This window comes from Paenibacillus sp. FSL R7-0198 (assembly GCF_038000415.1).
Classification (GTDB): Bacteria; Bacillota; Bacilli; order Paenibacillales; family Paenibacillaceae; genus Paenibacillus.
This window is the reverse complement of record NZ_JBBOCB010000001.1, coordinates 36,026-59,600: the sequence shown is the minus strand read 5'-3', so window position 1 is coordinate 59,600 and position 23,575 is coordinate 36,026. Positions and strand designations below refer to the sequence as shown.

The window sequence follows — 23,575 nt, the reverse complement described above, 5'->3', positions numbered from 1 at the left end:
TTATGTATCCATCATGCTAGGATGGTTACATTTTATAGGTTCACGTCTGCAATTTCATTGCACAAACGGCTATATTTATTGCGCGAAACGACAAGGAGGTCATATATCTGATATGAATGAGACTTCAGAATACCTGTTTGACCCAATCCAGAATGAGCTGTTGTATCTTCATCGCACCACCACGTATAATATGGGAACGTTTTATCATCGACATAATGCATATGAACTCTACTTATTTCTTCGTGGCAATGTTAACTTCTATATTGAGAACCGGTGTTACCATTTGCAACGTGCGATCTGCTCGTTCTTAGCCCGGAGGAGATGCACCGTTCCTTTGCCTTGGACAAAAACGAATATGAGAGAATTACCATAAATCTGAAAAAGTCATATCTGAACCGCTTGTCTACATCAACGACCAACTTATCCGCATGTTTTGACTACCGTCCCAAGGGTAAGGGAAATATCGTACATCTTGAAGAGGACAAACTTCAACGAGTGCTGCAATTAGCTGGCGAACTTGAACAGTGTCTCTCATCAAGTGACTATGGAGCGGATATTCTAGGGAATATTTTGATTACACAGTTACTCCTTCTAACGAATCTAACTTTTCAAAATACGGATTTTGTTGCAACGGATATTATGCCTGAACTAGTTCGAAACACGATGGATTACATTGAATGTAATCTGACGAGGCAACTGACGCTCGAACAATTGTCAGAGGCTATGTTCACGAATAGCAGCTATATTAGTCGACAATTCAAAAAGCATACAGGACTCACGATTCGAGCATACATTCTTAGTCGCCGTATAGAGCTGTCGAAATCTTATTTGATCGAAGGTTTAAGTATTACAGAGGCCTGTTATCAATCCGGTTTTGGAGATTATGCCAATTTTATTCGCAGCTTCACCAAACAGGTCGGCACTTCACCTGGCAAATTTGTTAAATATGGAAGTCTTCTTTAAACATTTCATTGAGCAAAAAAAAAGAGCGAATTCGCCCGGCAATTTTATCAGCCGGTATTCGCTCAGGTAATCGGTAACTTCTTATTAATTATTCCAGTCGTATCCTTTCAATTCAACCATAGCATTTGGGCCTGGAAAGGTTAATTCTATCTTTTGGTCCAGATAGGATACGGTTACTCTTGATTCTGCAATAGAGCGAATTCTGGTATTGAACAGACGACCATTTTCCCATTCCAGATCTATTTCAAATCCGCCACGAGCCCGAATACCACGAATATATCCTTTTGGCCACGCTGCCGGCAAAGCAGGTAACAATCTGATTACTTCGTTATGACTCTGGAGAAGCATCTCTGCTATCCCGGCAGTTCCTCCAAAGTTCCCATCAATTTGAAATGGAGGATGGTCACAAAACAGATTGGGTAACGTGGAGGAACGTAGAAGTTCCACGATGTTATCGTGTGCAAGTTCCGACTCCTCTAATCGTGCCCACATGTTGAGAATCCACGCCCTGCTCCATCCTGTGTGTCCGCCACCGTGTTCCAGTCTTCTGTCGAGTGTTACACGAGCTGCCTTGGCCAGGTTAGGCGTTGATTGCAACGTAATTTGTGTTCCAGGATGCAAAGCGAATAAATGGGAAATATGTCTGTGACCCGGTTCCAATTCATCATAATCGTTACTCCACTCTTGGATCTGGCCATGTTTGCCAATGGAAGTCTCCGGTATTTTGGTTAAAGCACTACGGAGTACTTCTCCGAATTCCTGATCCTCTTGCAAGATCCGGGTACTTTCAATACAACGCGTGAAGAGTTCTCTAATAATCTGATTGTCCATTGAAGCACCAAAACATAAAGCTCCCGACTCTCCATTATCTAATATATAGCGATTTTCCGGTGAGGATGAAGGACATATCACCCAATTACCGGAAGGATCCTCTATTAGATAATCCAGAATAAACATAGCCGCATCTTTCATCGTGGAGTAGACTTTTTTGAGAAACTGAAAGTCCTTATTGTATTCGTAGTGGTCCCACAGATGTAATGAAAGCCATGCTGCTCCCATTGTCCAAAACGTCGATGTCATGCATACATCCTGCGGAGCAGCGTCTGCCCAGATATCCGAGTTGTGATGAGCAACGAACCCATTGCATCCGTACATGGTTCTAGCGGTTTCCTTTCCCCGGACTTGCAGTCGATCTATAAAATCAAACAATGGAACGTGACATTCAGACAGATTGCAGCTTTCTGCAGGCCAGTAGTTCATCTGTGTATTAATATTAATCGTATATTTGCTATCCCATACAGGAAGCATGTCTTTATTCCAAATCCCTTGAAGGTTTGCCGGTAAAGAACCTGGACGGCTGCTTGAGATAAGCAGATAACGACCAAATTGAAAGTATAGACTCATCAGTTCCGGATCATGCTTACCAGCTCTAAGCCGTTCAAGGCGCTGATCGATTGGAAGTTCGGAACATATCACATCTTTATTTTCATCTTCGAGATGTAAATCCATCTTTTCGAATAAGGATTGATAGTCCGAGACATGATTGGCGAGCAGTTCGCTATATGGTTTTGTTGAAGCGGCCTCAATTCTGCGGAGGCACTCCACTTCGAGTTGTTCCTTGGGTACTCGGAAATCCGTGCAAGCCGTGATTAGAATAGTCGCTGAATTACCATCCTTCAGAGAAAGCTGACCGCTTGAATAATGAACCTGCCCTCCTTCAGATATTAGGCGAATCGCACAACAAAATCGGATTCCTTCTTCTCCCCCACTTCTTCCCCGGATGATCAAGTTATTCGTTCCACGCCTCTCAATCCGGTCCAGATAGGATTGGAAACCAACAGGATGCTTAAGAATATCTGAATAGGATGTTGATTTCAGAACGGTTCCCCTGCCAAAAACAGTGGAGAAAGATAACTTTCCAGGCACGCTAGATTTGAGATGAACAACGAGCACTTGATCCGGGTAGCTAGCAAAATAATCACGGCTGTAAATGGATTGATCTGCGGTATAATTCACGTTTACCTTGCCATGTTCCAGATCGAGATGTCTTTGATATTCATTTGGTTCATGTTCACTGTGATCCATAGCGATATAGAAGTCCCCTAATGGCTCATAATGTCTTTGCCCATCAGGAACACCCACCAGAGTATCTGCTGCGAGTTCTTCTGCTTCCCTAATCTTACCGTCAAAAATCAGGCTTCTGATCTGAGATAAAGATTCAAGTGCTTGAGGATTATTCCGCTGCATCGGACCTCCATACCACAGACTATCTTCATTAAGCTGGATTCTCTCGATCTGTGTTTTCCCAAAAATCATGCCTCCAAGAGCTCCATTTCCGATAGGCAATGCCTCTTCCCATGTTCCAGCAGGTTGATTAAACCAGATATTTTTGGTCTTCACGTTAAAACCTCCAACGAATTATAATTCCTCACATTTTTCATGTCTAGTGTGTTCCGTTTGTATGTTATTTCAGTGTACTGTAATCTCTTAAGCATCTAAATGAACAAAATTAACTTGAATTATCACAATCTTATCCCAGCATTAGAGGTGTAATCGTAAATTCCGAAACTGACAGAACAAATTCTTGTTCTGGGTAAGCAAGCATATCTATTGGCAATAAAAAAAGCCGCTATAATAGCGGCTCTGCTTCGTTCATTTCATTTAGCTTACGTGAAGCTTGGCATAAGTTATAAAATATTTCGCTCCATTTGTTGCATGAATTGTCTCAATATCAGCCGATCTTCCGAAGAAATGGATTGAAGTAGTTTCTCTTGCTGCTCTCTCCATTTATACTCAACCGGTTTTTCTAATTCTTTGCCCTTATCGGTTAGAAAGATACGCATGATCCTTGCATCCTGTACATCACGTTTGCGATATATAAATCCGTTCTGTTCCAGTGATTTTACCATGTTTGTAACCGTTGGTGGTTCGCATTTCATATGTTCACTTAGTTGCATCTGTGTTACCCCATCACCCAACCACAGCCGATACAACAAATTATCTTGTCCTACATAGAGATTAAGTTCCCGAAGAGATTCACTATAATTTCGTCGCATTTGGGAGGAAATTCGGTCTAAAGACTGTCGAATATCACAATCTACTGTATCTGTCATGAACGATCCCTCCCTAACATCCGAATTATATTTAGCAGACTAAATGTATCATGTGGTTATATAGGTGTCAATTCGCCTTAGTATCGTTATAAGGGCCTTTCCTAACCAAGTTCCACAACAAAGATTGGATTTATTGTAAAGCTTATTTTTTGGCAAAACCTTGCTTGTTCAAGTAGGCCATCATTTGCGGCTGAATACTTCTCTCAAGGTGATCCTGGATATGGTCACTCCATCCTTTTACTTTTTTTACGGTGAAAGGAGCTCTCGTCGGACGATTTTCATAATACTTCAGCATGGTCTCATCATAGATTGCTAATTTCTCTTGATCCATTGGTTGGTATTGATTATCAAGCAATACCATGGATTGAGGGAGCCGAGGTTTCAATTCCGGCTTATCTCCAGCTGGATTCCCGATACATAATCCCACCAGAGGGATAACATATTTAGGTAAATTCAATACGTCGGATAGTTCGCTAATATTGGCTCTGACCCCACCAATGAACACTCCGCCAAGTCCCATCGATTCAGCCGCGGTTAACGCATTTTGTGCCATCAGGCCCGCATCGAATGAACCAATCAACAGAAATTCAATATATTCAATATCCACATCCGGAGCGATTTCATGATTTCGGTTGAAATCTGCACAGAAGACCCAGAATTCTGCCGCTTCTTCAATATAGGGTTGATCGACACAGAGATGTCTGACTTTTTTTCGAAGAACTGGATCTGTGATGCGAATAATGGATACCGCCTGCAGAAGACTGAACGATGAAGTTTGATTTGCTGCCTGAAATATTGCATTTATTTGTTCATCAGTTAAAGGTTGAGATGTGTAAGAACGAAACGATGTATGGTTATGAAGCAATTCGAGTGTGTTATTCATTAAAAAGCTCTCCTTTATTCGTTGATTCCATGTTCCTGCAATCCGTATTCGTAAGGAACGCCCATATTCTCGCGTAGTGTTTTTCCTTCATATTCCTTATGGAACAAATCGCGTTCCTGCAACCATCTGTAGTGCTAGTTGCATTTCACTTCTTTTTTTCATAACGATTTTCTCCTTCGTTCTGGCCAGGCACAGATATGTGTGCCCTTTCAATAGTGCGAATATACTTAGCATGCTAAGTATATGAATGGATCGGATTTTGTTCCGTTAAGTGAGGGTTATAGATATTGACGTTCACCGGTCTGGGCTGATTTCTCGACGGCATCCAGTAACTGATGAAGTTTCACCGCATCCGCGAAAGTAGGTGCTAAGGTAGTACCTTCTTGAATATCTTTGGCAAACTTACGATACGCCTGAGCCATGTTCAGAACAATTCCGGAGTCGTTATATAGAGAATGTGGAGCCGAGTAATAGGCATCGGGAATGGTTAGTTCACGAAGCTCATTGTCCGTAGATCCTGCACCGCGTAATTGATGTGATCCGAATTGAATGGATGCAGGGGCGCTCAGCACAATCGTGCCGTTGTCTCCGAAAATTTCAAGTGTGAGTCCTGTCTGATGTTTAACTCCACCTTGAATATGAACGCTGGCTGCTGCCCCATTGGTCAATTTTCCTGTAATCATGATCTGATCATCCGTTGTTTTCTTGATGATTTTCTGAATATCAACCAATTCAACTTCTGGAAACTGTTGAGCTGTGGTGGCAGACAATTCTGTAAAGTCCCCAAGCATATAGGTATATGCATCCAGATTATGGCCACCTACAATGGTCAGCAAGTTCCCTCCAACTTTCCGGTCATACAAGTACGCACTCGACTTGTCACCAACGCCACCCATGCCATCAATGGAGATCTTCAGGTTGGCAGATAACACTTTACCCACATAACCTTCTGCCAATAGATCTTTTACATATTGAACGGCCGGGGCTTGTCTAGCCTGTAATCCAATCGCATTTGGCAGTTGTGCGGATGCTATCCATTCCTGCATTTCAAGCGCTTCCTCTGTATTAGACCCCAGTGGCCATTCACAATAGATTGGTTTGCCAGCAGGCACGACGGCTTTAACGGCGTTATAATGTGCCTTGACATTAATACTGACAACGACCATATCCACATCAGGATGCTGAGCCAACTCCTCCATATTATCAAAGCCGTGATCTGCATAGAAAGCTTCTGCGCTCTTCTTTGCACTTGGCATATTACTTGTTCCCACTGCGGTAAGCTCGAACTCATCCAGGTGCTCAATAGCTGGAATATGTGTGCCACTCGCCCATCCGTTATTAATTGAAGCTCCTATGATACCTGTACGAATTTTTTTATTCATTGTTAAACATCTCCCTTGTTAAAATTTACAGTATGATCGAATATCGGTTTGTCTCCAGCCCTTATCAGTCACTCATTTCTATGATATATTTATTTAGCTTGCTAACTATTCAATCGAGATAACATTAATTATTCTTTCACACTTTAGGTAAACTAAAATTGTTTTGGTGTTGACACCATCATAGATGTATTTGTTTTGTTAGCAAAGAGGGCAATTTAAATGAACATAGTACATCTTTTTGTACCTTTGGATCAGGAGTGATATGAATGAGAGTTTGCAATGAAGGATTTGAACAAGAGTTTATAGATGGAAAAAGTGACATGTACGCCATAGCTTTTACTCAGAATGTCCTTTCTGGGCGTTGGAAATATTTTATCTTATGGTACCTAAAAGATGAAACACGTCGATATACGGATATCAAAAAATTCCTTGGAGATCTGTCTCAAGGCTCCCTTACAAAGCAGCTTAAAGAGTTAGAGAATGATGGTGTTATTCAACGCGATGTATATCCGGAAGTTCCTCCGCGAGTTGAGTATTCGTTAACAGACAAGGGAATGAAGTTACTACCGATCCTTGAAAAGATGGAGGACTTTGGCAAAGAATACGGCTAAGCAACTTAAACTAGGCTTCCATATTACTTATCTTTGTTAAAGGGGGGATGATATGTTTTTCTTCTTTTTCTTTCTGTTGCTTGGAATGATTGGTTTATTCTTTGGCGTTAGAGCACTGAGACGACCTAACTCGTGGCCTTTTAATCGTACGAAGGATGAACTTCATGAATACGATATGATGGGTATCAAGTTTAGAGGCGTTTTTCTCCTTGCTTTTGGTATTGTTCTGACTATCGCCTCTTTCAGACTTCTACTTATTTAATAAAAACCAAAAAAGCCGCTAATAAAGCGGCTCTCAATCGGATATGAAATTCCCCACTATGATTAAGATAATCGACATCCCGTACAGTAATAGAGGAAAAAACGTATTTTTTCTTATGTTAATCGTATAGACAAATAAAGTTGCTATTGTAGCAACTTTATTAAAAGGCATTTTTAGATTTCTTAAACATTTTCAGGTTCATAAATTCCGTAACCATTCTTGCCATTCTTTTTAATCTTGTACATGGCTCCATCCGCATGTCTCAGAAGTTCGGAAGGCTCCTGTCCATGCTTGGGAAATAGGCTGATACCAATACTCATCGAAAGGTTGATATAGTTTCCGGCAATTTTGAAATGGGTACTGAATGCAGCTTCCAATCTTTTAGCGATAATTTCAGCATCGTGATCATCTTTCAGGTGGCTTAAAATGATGAATTCGTCCCCGCCAAGCCGTGCTACTGTGTCCGTACTTGGAATCGTTTCGCTTAATCGCTTTGCCATCTCCAGCAACACTTGATCACCAACATGGTGTCCATATGTATCATTCACTTGTTTAAACCCATCAGCATCCACAAACATAATGGCAAGTTTATTATGGTTTCTTTGAGCATGACTGATAGCCCAGGCAAGACGGTCATTATAAGCAAGACGATTAGGCAGACCTGTAAGTGGATCATGCAAAGACAAATGTTTGCTGATTTTCTCGGAGATTTTGATTTTGGCGTACTCCGTCTCCAGTTCTTTAATCAGATTTTTAAGTTTATATACCCGGGTGTTTGTGTTTGTCATGTCTGTAATCTGAATAAGGGCATAACTGCGATCTTCATGATAGAGTGGTTCAACATGCATATTTTGTCTGTATAGTTGCCCATCCTCTCCGTCATTAGGAAGAATGAATGCCTTATGTAAAGCGCTTGAGCAAAATCTGCTCTGTCCATGATACAGCGCATTTTGCAAAATATTTAGATACATGTTCGACTTAAACCGCGGGCAGACCTCAAGCAGATTCAAGCCTATTACCTCTTCTGCATTTTTGCCAGTAAAACGTTCCAACCAGGCATTCCACACAACAATTTTCAAATGTCTGTCCACGATCATTATTCCCATATGGGCTTTGTTCAAAGCTTGCGAAATGAGATTATCCATTGTCCGCCTCCAACAAAGCGTCCATTTTGGCCAGCAGACTCGATATGGAGTTCATACTTAATGCTATGACAATGATACCTGTCACATCCGTATCGGCAAGTAAAAATGAGGTATGTAAAACCAGGACATAAACTTCATTCTGAAGCAATATTTGTTGATCGGAATTGGTGACATAGATCAGTTCAATATCAGGCAGGACGTATTCCAGTTTCATCTCCAGGAAATTACCGAATTCTCCAATAATGGCGTTAAGCAGGACATTACTAACTTCCTTCAAAACGTCCAAATCCGTGTCCATCAGGTTCGGATCGTTTGGTATAACGCTCTCACCCAGTTCTCCAAGACATATATTTGCCAATACTTTAGCCTGCTCAACAGGAAACATCAGAAATGCTTTTCCCTGAAATTCGTATCCAAACTGTAAGGATGATCTAAACAGGTGACCTTCACTGAAGAAAATGTTGTATCTTCGATCTCCAGGATCAACATCGGATATGGAGATTAGTTCCACTTCCGGAATATTCAAAACGATACGCTTGTCTACAATCTCTGACAACATGTTAGCCGCTTGTCCCACGTAAACGTTCACAAGTTCAGTCAGCAAATCCTTCTGTAAATCATTCAGCATGATAGGCCACCTGAATCAGTTGAATCATGGTAGTTGCCTTCTCTGCGGTTAACGGTTTGTTCAGGAAGCCAGAAATGCCCAGCATTTCAACTTCGTCCCTAGTTGTCTTCTGAATATCTGCAGATAAGATAATAATTTTGACTTTGCTATCCGTTTCTCGAATCATTCGAAGCATTTCTTGTCCGTTCAAACCAGGCATCAGCAGGTCGGTGGTTATAAAATCAGGTTGAAATTCCTTGAATAGGTTGTATCCTTGCTCTCCATTGTTAGCAATCTGAATCTCGCATTCTGGAATATGATCAACAATCAGCTTTGTAAGTAATTTCTGTACGAAAATGGAGTCTTCCACAATTAATACTTTCATTTTCTCTTCAGTCTCCTTGATAAAATGGTAAGAGCTCGGGATGGTCAGGCGCTGTGGACAGTTCTTGATATAGGGCTTTCGCGCGCAGTGGCACCCTGAAAAAAGACTGACTGGTGAATCAAGTAAATATAAATTATAGTAACTTTAATTTAATTGTCAACAACATTATTGAATAAGTTAGATTCGTGTGCAATTGACATACTACGGTCCGCCGTTTAAAAAAACATAAAAAAACGGTCACCTAGTGACCGTTTTTGATCGGTTATCTGGAACTGCATTAAGTTTACTCTTTTACCCCTCCAAGCTGCAAGCCATGAACGAAATACTTCTGCAAAAATGGATATACGACTAAGATGGGTAATGCCGCAACAATCGTAATCGCTGCCCGAATAGATACAGGTGTGACCATGTTACGCGCAGCACCAAGATCTGCACCATTGGCAACGGCTGCACTGCTGTTGGAATTCATAGAAGATGATAATAGTTTCATCAACTCATATTGCAGCGTGCTTAGGTTTTGTTTGGAAGATGCATACAGAAACGTATCAAACCAAGAATTCCATTGACCGACTGCAATGAACAGTGCAACAGTAGCAAGAACCGGTTGGCACAGCGGTAGAATAATGGAAATGAATGTTCTGAAATCTCCAGCACCATCGATTTTGGCGGATTCGATCAATCCCTCGGGTAGTGTCTGGATATAAGTTCTAATAACAATCATATTAAAGGCACTGATCAGCCCAGGAATAATGTACACCAGGAAGTTGTTTAACAAATGCAAATCTTTCATTAGGAAGTAAGTTGGAATAAGACCTGCACTAAAATACATCGTAAGAACAACTGTAATGGTAATGGGCTTTCGTAATATATAATCTTTTCGGCTTAGTGTGTAAGCCAGCATGGAGGTTAAGAATAGACTTAAAACTGTCCCCAAAACCGTTCTCGCCACAGATATACCAAAGGCGCTGAAGATGGTCCCTCCTGCAAATACTGCTCTGTAGTTTTGATCTGTCCATACCCGAGGCCACAGATAAATCCCACCCCGGATGGTGTCATTACCGGCATTGAATGATACGGCGAGTGTATTCACAAACGGATACAGGGTAACAATCGCGATTGCGATCATCAGTATACCATTTAACGTATGGAAGACAATCGGTTCAAGCCGAGATTTATTGATTCCCATCTCTAGTCCCCCTTATATTAATCGGTCTTCCCCGAGCCGTTTGGAAATTGAATTCGCCGCAAAGATCAGCGTGATACTAACTACTGTTTTGAAGATACCTGCCGCAGTAGCCAAAGAATAATTCCCGATCTGTAGTCCGTACTTCAGGACAAATATATCTATCGTCTGTGACCAGTCGACAACCACACCATTACCTAACAGATACTGAACCTCGAATCCAGCTTCCAAAATCCAGCCCATATTCATGATCAGCAAAATGATAACAATGGATTTGATTCCGGGTAAGGTCACATACAGCATTTTCTTATATCGGTTCGCACCATCAATCTCTGCCGCTTCATAGAGGGAAGGATCGATAGACGTGATGGCCGCCAAATAAATAATGGCATTCCAGCCAACTTCTTTCCATACATGGGATGCGCCTACAATGCCCCAGAAGTATTCCGGAACGCTAAGCCACATGATAGGTTCTTGAATGATATGCAGCTTCATGAGTACCACATTCACAATCCCACCATCTACAGATAGTGAACTTGCTACGATACCTGTCACAATAATCCATGAGAGAAAGTGAGGTAAATACGATATTGTTTGAATGGTTCGTTTATATAACTTATGTTTGATCTCATTAAGTAAAATGGCAAATATAATGGCTGTCGCAAATCCGAGCACCATATTGATGACGCTCATCGCAATGGTATTACGAAGCACGTTAAGAAATGCATCGTCTGTTAGCAAAAACTTAAAGTGTTTGAGCCCGACCCATTCCTGCTGCGTGAAACTTTTCGCAGGACTGTAATTCTGAAAGGCCATAACCCAGCCCCAAATGGGATAATACGAGAATACGAGAATGTACGCAACGATGGGCAATGACATGAACATGAGTTGTCTTTGTCCGCGCAATCGTTTTAACAGTGGTGCTTTGGTAACGACTGTACGGGTAGTTTGCTCTGGTATGGCTCCAGGCGTGTTCGCCATCTTTCACTCCTCCTATTGGCTTGCAGCGACTTTAAGCATGATGTCCTCGGAAGGCACTCGCCTGAGTAATCCTTTGGTTGGTACCTTCCGAGAGAATCATTGCCGCATTTTTTATTTAACAGACCAGTTCTCGATTCTCCATTTCAGTTGTTCATTAATCCGATCTTCATACGATTTGACATCGATCTTCTTGTAAGCGTCTACATATTCAGTCCAAATGTTATCGAACTCATTCGGTTTTGACATGATTGCTTTAGGCAAGAATTTCAATGAAGTGTCTGTCATTTGTTTGTTCGCTACCGCAGCATCAGAGCCTTCTTTCAGATCGACCTGCCATGCTGGATAGTACACTGGATTTTCTGGTGCAGGAGAGAAGAAGTCACTCCACGTTTTGAAGCCGTATGCATCCAGAAGTTCTTTATCTTCCGGTTTGAGGTTGTCATAGAATTCCTCAGGTTGGTTGATCGCTCCAATTGCATTGCCATCTTCAAATGTTCCTTCGAGCTTCGGTGCAGCAGCGTAGAAACCTTCAGCTTTGTTAACCAATCTCCATGCCGGGTCATCCTGCTCTGTCCGTTGCTCTGGTGTACGATAGAATCTTCCCTCTTCATTCACTTGATAGTCTACACCCTCTTCACCCCATGACAAGAGCTTCTGGTACTTCTCGTCCATAAGCTTATCGAGGAATTTGATGAGTGCGACAGGGTCTTCGGCATCTTTACTGATACCAAAACCATTGTTCAAGTTAATGACCGGACGATCCAGATAATGATCTGTGATACTTGTATCATAGACAAGCGGGAAGCCTACGTATGTCTGGCCAATTTTCCCCTGTGCTACGAGTGGGTCTTCGCCGGCTTGGAAATTCCAGTGCTGGTCGAACATACTAAGCACACGTCCCGAAGAAATTTTGGCCAAATATTGATCATAGTTCTGAACAAAGGCTTCTTTATCCAGCAATCCCTCATTATACAGATTGTTTAATTCTTTATAATACCGTTTGGAGATATCTTTGTCGGCAAAAACGGTTGCGACTCCACTATCATCTACGACTACGCCCCCGTCATTGGGGTGACCCGTAAGATGTTCAGGTGGGTTAAGCAAAGGGAACGTCCGCCAGTCTGAAGCCAATGTAGTGAAACCAATCGTCGGTTGACCATCAATCGTTGGATTCTTGGCTGCATAATCACGGATCAACTTTGTGAAATCATCCAACGTTTTAGGAGTCGGGTACCCGGCATCCTTCAGTATGGACTTTTGAATCCAGAATGCAGGACCAGAATAATAGTTACTAATGAACTCCCCTGTATACACACCATAGTTAGGCAACCAGTAAATATGTCCATCACTGGAGTCTTTCATCCGGTTCCAGTCTTTACCGAAATGTTTCTTTAGATTAGGTGCATGCTCTTCAATGAGATCTTCGAGCGGAATAACCGCACCGGCTGATACCAATTTGGTATCTGCTGTGATCAAGTCAGGGAAATCGCCACCGGCAATCATAACGCCGAGCTTCTGTTGAAGATCACCCACAAGAAACTCCATCTCAAGATTGACGCCGAGTTCATCCTGGATCTTCTTGTAGATTCGGTTATCTTTAGCTGGTGCCTGATTTGGCGTTCCGATAAAGGCCGTGATGTTCAGTACCTCTTTCCCATCCTTTGTAGTCGTTTTCTCATTGTCACCGCTGCATCCTGCAAGTGCCAAACTCAAAGCCAGAACGAGTGATACGGAACCCCAAAGCTTCTTTTTCTTAAGTCCCCCCATGTACTTGCCCTCCTTGGAAGTGGTATGTCTTACTGTTTTTAGTATGAAGAAATGTATGCGGTTACAAAATATATACATTTAAGGTCTACCCCCCTGTAATTGTAGGTCTTATTCAGGAGGGGTTCTTCTTTTTCATGGATCAATTCGCATACTTTTGCCTGTATTCTAAAGGTTTCATGGCTGTTCGTTTTTCGAAGTGTCTGAGAAAATGCTGGTAACTGCGGTACCCTACCTGCTCTGCAATCGCACTTGATGTTTGATTCGTCTGCTGGAGGAGACGCTTCGCTTCTTCCATTCTTAGATCATGTACTACCTCGATGACACCCTTGCCATACTTTCGCAAAAAGGATTGCCCTAAATGGACAGGGTTCACGTAGAATCGTTCTGCAAGCTCCTGAATCGTAAATGTCTCTCTGTAATGCATCTGCACATATTCAGCAACCGTCGCCTGGATGCCACCAAGTTGCCTCTCCCGGAAAATAGCCAGTTCTGCCTTGCATTGCAAACAGAAATGTTCCAGATTGTTAGCAACCTCTTCTATGTTTCGATGGCCCTTCTCCAGAATTCCGCTTGCCAATTCATTCATTAGAGCATTAGGTTCTCCTCCTAGTTCTCTACACAGGGACAGTCCGCGGAATATAATGTGAGTAGAGAAAATATGTACAATCTCTGGGGCAGCCTTCATCTGTATAAACAGTTCAAAGGCACCACGAATGGAACTCGAGAGTTCCTCTACAGAACCGTTTTCAAGCAATTCGCTAATATGGTCCACCTCTGACAGTGTTTCCGGATCAAACTGCCAATTCTCCAGCTGAATTTCTTCGGCAATCAAAAGACGCTCTTGATTAAAAAACAAATAACGCCCAACTTCCTGAGCGGAGCGGAAGGATTCAGATAAATGCTCCAGTTTGTTGACCGTTAAACCAACCGCGATATGAATATCTTCGCAGCCGTTATTTTGCATGTTGCTCATCAAACGTTGGGCAAAGGCTTTAATTACTTCAGTCTTCTCATTTCTATCATTCAATTGTTCCCCCCATATAAGCCCCAATGAGTCTCTTGTTTTGTCTATCACATAACAACAAGTTTTTACATCAGCCGTTTGCTCGGCTACTGAACAGGCTTCCTGAATATCTCCCTGAAAAGCTATCCGCAGGTATGCCCAATGGGACTTGTTTAAATGAGGAAGGATTTCTGACATCTCCTGCTCCGATATATTCTGCTTATCCTTAATCAGTACGGACAAAAATGCTTTGATCCTTTGCTCGTTTGCATGTTCCCGAATGCGCTCCTGGTTCTCACGCTCCTGCAATTGCACACGGAGACGGACCAACATATCCTCTGCTTCTGTACTGTCAACGGGTTTGGTTAGATAGTTGGAGACACCTAATCGAATAGCTTGTCTGGCATAATTAAAGTCACTGTATCCACTCGTGATGACAAACAGCACAGATTCATGCTCCAATCGTCGTGCTTCTTCTACGAGTTCCAGCCCATTCATGACAGGCATACGAATGTCTGTCACCACGAGATCAGGTCGATCTTGTTCCATCATCCGAATGGCTTCCTCACCGTTGGCGCACACGCCTCTGATTTCGAAACCATACTTTTCCCAATTGATCAGAAGCTGTAACCCTTCAATGGCATACGGTTCATCATCGACTAACAGTACTTTATACATGAGAGTTTACCTCCTATTTCCTCTGTTCCAGCTTGGAGATCGGTATACGGTACCCTGCAATGGTTTCCTTTCCGGGTACACTGCTTAGATCAAATATCGCATTTCCCTCATAAAAGAGTTCCAACCTGCGGTAGACATTACGGAGTCCTACGTGCTCGCCGTTCCTGGGTCTTTCAGAACGAATATCTCGCAGGAGTTCGGTTAGTCTCCCTGCATCCATACCGATTCCATTATCGATCACCTGAATAACCAGTTCAGAAGCATTTCGTCTCGCAGTTATCTTGATCTCTCTTCCATTTTTTCGCGCCTGCAAGCCGTGTTTGCATGCATTTTCGACGAGCGGTTGAATACTCATACGGGGAATAAGCAACGAAGCTGCATCAGGATCAACCTCAAAGGTGTAATCAAACAGCTCTCCAAAGCGAAACTTCTCAATCTGGAGATAAAGATTCGTAAATTCCAGCTCTTCTTGCAAAGGAATCAGATTGTCAGAATGACTGAGCAACTGTCGCATCAGTTTGGACAGACTTTTAATAATCTCAATGACTTCCGTATATCCATTCTTCGTACTAACGACCAGCAAAGCATTCAATGTGTTAAATAAAAAATGGGGATTCATCTGACTCTGGAGCATCGACAATTCAGTCCTCACTTGATCCAGCTCCAGATCTTTTTGACGGATTTCCAGTTTATATACATCATTAATCAGCGTATGAATTTTACCAATCATGATGTTAAATGTACGAATAAGCCCGCCAATTTCGTCGCGGCCTTCGTGAATTTCAATGAGATCGAATCGTTCGTTACGAACCTTCTCCATATGCCTGGATAACTTGCGAATCCGATAGTGGTAGGAACGCAAAATAATGTAGATCAATACAGAGGGGACCACGATACTTAATGCAAGCAACCCCAGAATTGATTTAAAGGCTTCTTGCAAAAGATGGTCAAGGTGACGCGTATCGGCAACTCCAATCAATTTCCAACCCTTTAGGTAGGCTAGATTCCCCAACGATTTTTCGAGCGTGTAAGCAGAATCTCCAGATTCCTTGAGCATTGATTCATTATCAAGGGGGGATAAGTCGGTTTCGCTGAACTCCCCACTTGAAACGACAGTTCGATTGTTGCTGTCCACCAGACGCAGCTGAAGACTGTCTGATTCACGATTTAAAATGCTGTACACCCGGCTAAGTTCCAGATCAATCTTGGAATACTTGTTGTAATTGGCATAGGAAGTATAGGTATCCATTTTGCCAATCACACTGATCCGTCTTCCCGCGTTAAATCCGGAAGGCTCAATATAATCAACGACAAGAATGCCTCCACTGGTGGATTTCAGCTGTTTCAATCCAGGGAGTACATTCTTGTCTTTCATCACGATATAATGACTGCCCGTCTGAATGGTATCGTTATCCGTATAGATACGCACCTCCAGAATATTCGCTGACATATACCGTGTTAATTTATCTCGCAGGAATGCATGGTAGACGTTGTAATAATCCACGGGGGAGTGATAGGTCCGATCCAGTGCCTCATAGAGCGAATCATCTGCTGCAATAATTCGGCTCAGGGCAACGCTCTCATCAATCATGCCTAGCAGTTCCCCCGCAGCCCTGTCGATGGATTTACGCAGATTTTCCTGTTCTCTAATCTTGATATCCGCAGAGGTTCGTTCATAAAAGAAGATATTAATCGTTATTACAGGAAGGAGAATACTAAGTACATAAATAAGCAGAAATTTGGATCGGAGAGGAATATCATTAACCTTACTGAACATCCAGAATTTATGACGCATATAATCACCCTTGGTTTTTGTTTTTATAGACTGACGGAAGCTCCCCTGTATGCGCTCTGAACTTTTGGGTGAAATATTCAGCATCATGATATCCTAGCCTGAATGCAATGTCAGTGATCTTCATATTGGTACGTCGCAGGAGTTTACGTGCCTCCTCAACACGAAGCTGGTGCACATAGTCGCTGAAACTGACCCCCATCTCCCGCTTGAACTGTTGACCCAGGTAGGCAGAATTAACGTGAATACGATTAGCCACATCTTGTAATTTAATTTTACTTCGATAGTGTTGCTTCAATTCATTCACTGCTTCTGCAACAAGCCCTCCTGTACCCGTCTTTTGCTTCAATTCAGACTGGGAAAGTTGCTCGGACAGTCGAACACACAGATCTTGCAATGTGCCGGAAGACCAACTCACAGCCTCATGCCATTCTTTTGCACATAGTATTTCTCTGCAATCCTCTCTTTTTCCATATTTTCGTAGCAACTCCCCATGGATATATCGAATGACATGATGTATCCATTCCAACGAAACCTCTGCTTTTTCACTTTTCTCTAGCAGTGCACTCACTGCAATATCGATAGAATACGTATTTTCTGCCTCAATAAACGCCAAGATCTCTTTGGAGATGTTCATCATTTGCTCTAAATCATATTCTTCGCTTATTCGATATTCATGAAGATGATTTTCATAGGCTTCATCTGTAACCATGACTCCATTTTGCTGTTTTTGCTCATTTCTGCGTTTGTCCAGAGGTTCGATCATTTCCATAAGGATTTGATGAATCTCCTCGGGAACAAGAGGTTTAAGCACATACTGATCGACCTGATACCGTATGGCTTGCTTCGCGTAATTAAAATCCGAGTATCCTGTAACGATAACAATTTTAGAGGTGTAGGCGAGATCTTCTCGCAAGGTGTGAATCAAACCAAGACCATCCATAACAGGCATTTGAATATCCGTGACGACAAGATCCGGTTCAACCGAGTTAAATAAAGCAAGTGCTTCCTCCCCATCCGTTGCCGTTCCACAGAGTTCATATCCACAAGCTCGCCAGTCAATCATCGTTCTCCATCCTTCTAGCATAAATGGCTCATCATCCGCGACAATGACCTTGTACATTAGCTCACCTCTCTTTTATCCTTGATCAGCTGCATGTATTTTATCTATATCTATGGGTAGATTCCAGTTGCTGTGAAAACGCTAAACAGCAGAACAACAGCAGGATTGTTGTCTGCTCGCACAACTTGGAGAACAAATTTTCCACCAGTCTCATCGTCAATAATCAAGAACATAGGAAATGGTTTCATCAGACCGTACGATTAGAACGCTCCGATTGTAGCGAAGCGCCGGATAACAATTCAAGTGTAACGCTTACATTTTGGTACAACAACCTGATAAACTATAGGTTTTCACCCGACAAAGTATAGGTTTAGCTCAGAAGTAATCTACTGTCAGGAAAAAGATTTTTCATTCTCCACGTACAATACGGAATCCTTGATCGGGACCAAAACCATTTGCATCAAATTTGCCTCGAAATGATATTTCATTGTTATTAACACCGCCGATCCAGCCTCCGCCTTTCACAACTCGCCAAGTTTGATTTGGACTCTCCGAATCACTGTACCAGTCCCAGCACCATTCTCTCACATTCCCAGACATATCATAGATTCCTAACTCATTCGCCTTCTGAGTTCCGACTTTTTTGGTTTGATTACGGTTGCTCTCAATAGCGGGCCAGCTCCAGTCACCCGTCAGAATGTTGTCGCCGGCATTTATCCAGTACCAAGCAACTTCATCAGGATTATTACTTCCACTGTATGTGTAATTTAAGCTCTTTTGCCCTCCGCTTGCAGCGTATTCCCATTCTGCCTCTGTGGGTAAACGGTAACCGTTGGCATCCTCGTTGATCGTTACATTCCATTTTATATTGTCGTTTTCATTCTGATTATTCGTGTCCTGGTTGTCCTTGTCTATATTGTAATAAGGTTTCAGGTTTTCTTTTATACTTTTTTGATTACAGTATTCCACTGCGTCATACCAGCTGACCATTTCAACAGGCAGGTCATCTCCCTTGAAGCCAGAAGGGTTTTCCCCCATAACCTCCATCCATTCTTTTTGAGTTACTTCGTATTTGCCAATATAGAAGGAATCCAGCGTTTCATTCCTATCAATCTGACTCGGCTTACTGCTCTTGAAGGCTCCCCCTTCGACAAATACCAGGTCATCGTTTAATTTGGTATTACTTGCTGAACAAGCACTTAGACTAACAACTATAGCGATTAAAGTTAACCATACCAGCTTCCTCATTCAATTATTCTCCTTTGCTAAGCTTAAATCCGGCAACGTCGAGGTCCGTTAGATCTGGTGAATAACGTTCCTCAACGCGTCCGGAAAATTGAATTCAAATGCAGGTGCAGACGTTGAACGGCATTACATCATTTTTACCAAACCGTCACATTTGCGTTACCGCTGCTTTGATAACCCTCTGTTGCCATCACCTGATAGGACCAACTATTTCCAAGGTACATCCCTTTGCTCGCCCATGCATTCACATGATTGCTGAACGTAATGGTAGAATTGACACCAGTCGGTCTCTTGGACTGTCTAACACTCCAATACTGAGGGAAAGTCTGCGTACCATCAATGGAAGGTGCATTGTATCTCATCGTTGTATAGATATCATATGTGCCACCATCACTAGTCATCGTGCCCTTATACGTTCCGGTCGGACGATACGTTCCCCAGCTATCCACCACGTAATATTCAATTAAAGCGTTTCGAGTCCAACCATAGAAGGTGAGATAGCCGTTACCTGAAGGAGCGAACACACCGGCGTTGTAATTGACTACCCGATTAGGTGTGCCATATGTCCACCCTTTCCCGACAACAAAGTTCCCGGTATTTTGCCAACTCACGCTGTAATTCCCTCCTGATCCGTTAACGGCGTTGACTGTTCCTCCACCATCTGTCCAATTCTGCCAATAATCTGTTGCAGCGCTGGATGTTGCTGCAAAGACACCAAAACTCATGGAAGCTGCAAGAACAACAGTCATTAATTTTTTGCCGAATTTGAACATAGAATAATACCTCCTGATATTTTAATAGATTTGGTTGATGCTAGAATCCGATATGAATGTTCTTCAGCAAATTCACTTGAAAAGACGTTGCGAAAACAGATACAGATCGTTCTTCCATACGGGCCAATCATGTCCTCCACTTTCCTCATGCCAGATATGGGGTACTCCGTGTTGAGCCAAATATCGGTGAACCCCAAGACTAATCTCTATAAGATTGTCCTGTACACCGCAAGAGATCCACAACAGCGAGAGTAATGAAGGCGCTTTCGAAAGATCGGGCACAAGTAACTCCGGACTTCTGGTGTTTGGAGCTGCGGAGAAAGCACCGATCCATGCAAAATGGTCTAAATTACTTAATCCGATATTTAAGGATTGACCTCCACCCATGGATAAACCAGCAATCGCCCTTTTATCCCGGCTTTTATGCAAAGGGTAATTCGACTCCATGTAAGGTATCAAATCGTTGAGCAGATCGGATTCAAACCGTTTAAATGCTTTGATTTTCTCAGGTTCAAACAGGTCTCCTTCGGCTCGGTCATTCGACATTGCGCGACCGTTGGGGAAAACAATAACCATCGGCTCAAGCAAGTTATCGTTGTACAGATTATCGAGAATAATTTGCGGAGAACCGTGAGTATGCCATTCGGTTTCGTCTCCACCAATACCATGTAAAAGAAAAAGTACAGGATACATCGTTGTCGAAGAAAATTCTGGTGGGGTGTACACCATCGCTTTACGGGAATTGCCAACCGTGGTGGAAGGATATTCTACCGTCTCCATAACTCCACGTGGTATATTCTCCCGATACTGGTCATATCCCGTTACTGCTGGTGATATCAATTCCATTCTCTTTTCCTCCGAACATATGAGTGACTATCAGTCTTCAGTTAATCCACATAGCCAAAACCCAGAATGGTGAAGCATTTATGTTCGTGACCTTCCGCCATTTCGATCTCGATGGAGTGCTCCCCCACATGCTCTTCGTTAACCAGAAGTGTGGCATGGCAATGGGTCCAGTTCACTTGACGCGGATCGACCTTTTGGACGAATACCCCATCTACCTTGATATGTGCGGTTCCGAATTCGTCGTTACCAGAATCCTTGAAGATCAGAATGAGGCGTTTGCACTGCAAACTTATTCGAAAGCTGCTCTGATCCTCTTCTCCCTCTCCTGTACGCATCCAGTTGTTGGGGAACTGAGGAGTACCATAGTCATGAGCATCCATCTCAGCCATCTGCAGATCCGTGTCCGTTTTACAAAAAGAGCCTGCATGGATTCGAGCAATATTATTGCCGTTTTTCCGATCCAACAGCTTCACATTAACAAATTCATTTCCAATTAGCGGAGCTTTTTCAATATCATGATCTTTCTCATCCCACTCAGAACGATTCGTCACGTCGAACAAATATTCCAAACAATCGGCCATAATTCGATGCCCTATGTTAGTTGGATGATATATATCATGGAAAAATTGCTTTTTGGAAATAACGTTGCCTTCACCTTTTGTCTTGTTGAACTGATCTACGACAGCATCTTTCACACTTACCATTGGCAGATCATAATGCCAGCCTACCGGAGCGAGACGATCCTGTAGATTCCAGTCATTTTCGAATACACTGAATAACAAGATGACCGCTGGCTTGTTATCGGCAGTAAGTGCTTTGAGTACCAGACTCTCATAACATTTACCTTGGGTTTCATCATCTGCGTCATTGACTGCGAATTCGATTATGACAACATCCGGCTGAACGGCACCTCCCCTCAGCACATCACGATCATAACGTACAATCCCCAGTTCTGAAGGAGTTCCACCCACACCTGCTTTAATCAGATGAATCGGACTATCTTTTGAAAGCGCAAACATAAACTTGAACGACTCATACGACCGATAAGCGTAACTTTGGAGATGAATAGGTACTGCACCAGCACCATGGGTAATGGAGCCTCCAATATAAGCGATAACGACAGGTTCGCCGTTTTTTGCCTTCTCAATGGCTCGTTTTAATCTGACATTATTTCCTTTGTTCAGAAGAGATCGGCCAATCATGTCGCGATATCCATGTGATTCAAAGTCAATTGCGGGCTTGACTGCCGACGCTGTCACTCCAACTGGATCGCGCGGTGCAGTGAATTCCGTGTTTTCACCTGCATCTCCTGAATCCTGGAGCATAAATCATCATCACATCCTTCCGGTTAGATTCTGACCATCCTCAAACAACATTTAAAGGATCACAGCTTGTATTATTATTAGATCGGATGTGATCCTTCTCCCAAAGTGTATCCCTTACATAATTTTACAACAACCTGACAAAGTATAGGATTTTAACCAATATATCATTTTAAGTTGAGTACAATGACATGCAGATCAGAACACCTATAATTTTTCATGTAAACGCTTTAATTTGTATACTATTTCCATGTTATAATTTTAAAAACCGCATGGATGAAGGAGGATACTAATGAATATCACGGGTCAAGGCGCGCGGGATACGGGTACATATACAAATCTGTTTCTGAAGCTAGGCTACGATGAGAATGAGATCATGAATAGATTGGAAGAAACATGGAACGAGCTATTTTATGGCGATGAAAATACTCGAATATATTACCCCATGGATGAGGATAAGGGATATTTGCTGGACACCGGTAATCTCGATGTTCGATCCGAGGGCATGTCCTATGGCATGATGATGGCTGTTCAGATGGACAAAAAAGAAGAATTTGATCGACTCTGGAATTTCTCACACACGTTTATGCAACATAAAGCGGGACGTTATAAAGATTATTTTGCCTGGCATTGCAAGCCTGACGGAACCCGACTCTCACAAGGTCCTGCTCCTGATGGTGAGGAGTTTTTTGCCCTAGCACTTTTTTTTGCTTCCAACCGCTGGGGCGATGGCGCTGAACCTTATGATTACAAGGCACAAGCCCGCAAGATCCTTCGTGCCTGTATTCATCAGGGCGAAGACGGCGAAGGTGACCCCATGTGGGACCCGGAAACAAAACTGATCAAATTCATTCCAGAAACACCGTTTAGCGATCCGTCCTACCATCTGCCTCATTTTTATGAACTATTCGCGAAATATGCGGATGAAGAAGATCAGTCTTTTTGGAAAGAAGCGGCGTCTGCTAGTCGGGCTTATCTGCATACAACCTGCCATCCCGTAACCGGACTTTCACCTGAATATGCGAACTATGACGGCTCTCCGGCTCCAATACAGCCGCATGGTGATTTCAGACATTTTTACAGTGATGCCTACCGTGTTGCTGCGAATATAGCGCTGGACTGGGAATGGTTCCGCAAGGATCAATGGCAGATCGATCAATCCAATCGGATTCAGTCCTTCTTCAGTGATATCGAAGTTTCCGATTATCGTCGTTATACTATTGAGGGTGAACCTTTTGACGAACCTTCACTGCATCCTGTAGGTTTACTGGCTACCAATGCCATGGCTTCACTGGCTGCGGACGGTCCACATGCTGACTCGTTCGTTCGCAAGTTCTGGAACACACCTCTGCGTCTGGGAGAACGACGTTATTACGACAATTGTCTGTATTTTTTCAGTATGCTGGCTCTAAGCGGAAGATATCGCATGTACTAAACCAAGGGAATGCGCGAACCGTTGAAGCTGTCCTGTGAATATTTGGCTTGCAGGACAGCTTCAATCATAGAATTTTAAGAAGGATGCATTGAAATTTACGATTTAATCTATATCAAAAAAACGTTCCCGGCTCGCA

The 23,575-nt window shown here is 42.7% G+C and carries 20 protein-coding genes; 3 read left to right on the top strand and 17 right to left on the bottom strand.

Going from position 1 to position 23,575, the window contains the following annotated elements:
- The first annotated feature begins 339 nt into the window (after nt 1–339).
- Nucleotides 340–963 (top strand): helix-turn-helix domain-containing protein, encoded by a 624-nt coding sequence (locus tag MKY87_RS00225; protein WP_340962434.1) that lies wholly within the window; start codon nt 340–342, stop codon nt 961–963.
- 84 nt (nt 964–1,047) lie between these two features.
- On the opposite strand, the gene MKY87_RS00220 is transcribed toward MKY87_RS00225, so the two are convergent.
- The 4 genes from MKY87_RS00220 to MKY87_RS00205 all read right to left on the bottom strand — a co-directional run bounded on the left by MKY87_RS00220 (nt 1,048) and on the right by MKY87_RS00205 (nt 6,341).
- The gene (locus MKY87_RS00220) at nt 1,048–3,363 is read right to left on the bottom strand and encodes a glycoside hydrolase family 95 protein (protein ID WP_340962433.1); all 2,316 of its coding nucleotides are present in this window, start codon (nt 3,361–3,363) and stop codon (nt 1,048–1,050) included.
- 287 nt (nt 3,364–3,650) lie between these two features.
- Nucleotides 3,651–4,076: a MarR family winged helix-turn-helix transcriptional regulator gene (locus MKY87_RS00215; protein ID WP_338594762.1), complete on the bottom strand. Its 426-nt coding sequence runs from the start codon at nt 4,074–4,076 to the stop codon at nt 3,651–3,653.
- 142 nt (nt 4,077–4,218) lie between these two features.
- Nucleotides 4,219–4,959 carry an oxygen-insensitive NADPH nitroreductase gene (nfsA, locus tag MKY87_RS00210; RefSeq protein WP_340962432.1) on the bottom strand — a complete coding sequence of 247 codons (741 nt, stop codon included), beginning with the start codon at nt 4,957–4,959 and terminating at the stop codon, nt 4,219–4,221.
- Nucleotides 4,960–5,237: 278 nt separating this feature from the next.
- The gene (locus MKY87_RS00205; RefSeq protein WP_340962431.1) at nt 5,238–6,341 is read right to left on the bottom strand and encodes a Gfo/Idh/MocA family protein; all 1,104 of its coding nucleotides are present in this window, start codon (nt 6,339–6,341) and stop codon (nt 5,238–5,240) included.
- A gap of 266 nt (nt 6,342–6,607) precedes the next feature.
- Here MKY87_RS00205 and MKY87_RS00200 point away from each other — a divergent pair, with 266 nt between their 5' ends.
- Nucleotides 6,608–6,952, top strand: coding sequence for a winged helix-turn-helix transcriptional regulator (locus tag MKY87_RS00200; protein ID WP_074095086.1), 345 nt, complete (start codon nt 6,608–6,610; stop codon nt 6,950–6,952).
- Between the two features lie 444 nt (nt 6,953–7,396).
- Here MKY87_RS00200 and MKY87_RS00195 read toward each other — a convergent pair whose 3' ends face one another.
- From MKY87_RS00195 to MKY87_RS00135, 13 genes are all read right to left on the bottom strand, one after another.
- The gene (locus MKY87_RS00195) at nt 7,397–8,359 is read right to left on the bottom strand and encodes a sensor domain-containing diguanylate cyclase (RefSeq protein ID WP_340962430.1); all 963 of its coding nucleotides are present in this window, start codon (nt 8,357–8,359) and stop codon (nt 7,397–7,399) included.
- Entirely contained in the window at nt 8,352–8,987 is a 636-nt protein-coding gene (locus MKY87_RS00190; protein ID WP_074095083.1) for a chemotaxis protein CheC, read from the bottom strand. The genes MKY87_RS00195 and MKY87_RS00190 overlap by 8 nt, the downstream gene beginning before the upstream one ends.
- Nucleotides 8,977–9,351 carry a response regulator transcription factor gene (locus MKY87_RS00185; protein WP_340962429.1) on the bottom strand — a complete coding sequence of 125 codons (375 nt, stop codon included), beginning with the start codon at nt 9,349–9,351 and terminating at the stop codon, nt 8,977–8,979. The genes MKY87_RS00190 and MKY87_RS00185 overlap by 11 nt, the downstream gene beginning before the upstream one ends.
- A 283-nt stretch (nt 9,352–9,634) precedes the next feature.
- On the bottom strand, nt 9,635–10,537 hold the full coding sequence (locus tag MKY87_RS00180; protein WP_017688457.1) for a carbohydrate ABC transporter permease: 903 nt from the start codon (nt 10,535–10,537) through the stop codon (nt 9,635–9,637).
- Nucleotides 10,538–10,549: 12 nt separating this feature from the next.
- Nucleotides 10,550–11,515: an ABC transporter permease gene (locus MKY87_RS00175; protein WP_215078824.1), complete on the bottom strand. Its 966-nt coding sequence runs from the start codon at nt 11,513–11,515 to the stop codon at nt 10,550–10,552.
- A 111-nt stretch (nt 11,516–11,626) separates the two neighbouring features.
- Nucleotides 11,627–13,282, bottom strand: coding sequence for a sugar ABC transporter substrate-binding protein (locus tag MKY87_RS00170; protein WP_339783906.1), 1,656 nt, complete (start codon nt 13,280–13,282; stop codon nt 11,627–11,629).
- A gap of 139 nt (nt 13,283–13,421) precedes the next feature.
- Entirely contained in the window at nt 13,422–14,963 is a 1,542-nt protein-coding gene (locus MKY87_RS00165; protein WP_340962428.1) for a response regulator, read from the bottom strand.
- 13 nt (nt 14,964–14,976) lie between these two features.
- Nucleotides 14,977–16,758, bottom strand: coding sequence for a sensor histidine kinase (locus MKY87_RS00160; RefSeq protein WP_338594749.1), 1,782 nt, complete (start codon nt 16,756–16,758; stop codon nt 14,977–14,979).
- Nucleotides 16,759–16,762: 4 nt separating this feature from the next.
- Nucleotides 16,763–17,878, bottom strand: coding sequence for a response regulator transcription factor (locus tag MKY87_RS00155; RefSeq protein ID WP_339783909.1), 1,116 nt, complete (start codon nt 17,876–17,878; stop codon nt 16,763–16,765).
- A gap of 348 nt (nt 17,879–18,226) precedes the next feature.
- Nucleotides 18,227–19,066, bottom strand: a complete 840-nt coding sequence (locus MKY87_RS00150) for a formylglycine-generating enzyme family protein (RefSeq protein ID WP_339783910.1) — start codon at nt 19,064–19,066, stop codon at nt 18,227–18,229.
- Nucleotides 19,067–19,200: 134 nt separating this feature from the next.
- Entirely contained in the window at nt 19,201–19,836 is a 636-nt protein-coding gene (locus tag MKY87_RS00145) for a glycoside hydrolase family 11 protein (RefSeq protein WP_339783911.1), read from the bottom strand.
- 72 nt (nt 19,837–19,908) lie between these two features.
- Entirely contained in the window at nt 19,909–20,682 is a 774-nt protein-coding gene (locus tag MKY87_RS00140) for an alpha/beta hydrolase (RefSeq protein ID WP_339783912.1), read from the bottom strand.
- A 41-nt stretch (nt 20,683–20,723) separates the two neighbouring features.
- The gene (locus MKY87_RS00135) at nt 20,724–22,007 is read right to left on the bottom strand and encodes an SGNH/GDSL hydrolase family protein (protein ID WP_339783913.1); all 1,284 of its coding nucleotides are present in this window, start codon (nt 22,005–22,007) and stop codon (nt 20,724–20,726) included.
- A gap of 289 nt (nt 22,008–22,296) precedes the next feature.
- On the opposite strand from MKY87_RS00135, the gene MKY87_RS00130 reads away from it, so the two are divergent.
- Nucleotides 22,297–23,439 carry a glycosyl hydrolase family 8 gene (locus MKY87_RS00130; RefSeq protein WP_339783914.1) on the top strand — a complete coding sequence of 381 codons (1,143 nt, stop codon included), beginning with the start codon at nt 22,297–22,299 and terminating at the stop codon, nt 23,437–23,439.
- Nucleotides 23,440–23,575 lie beyond the last annotated feature (136 nt).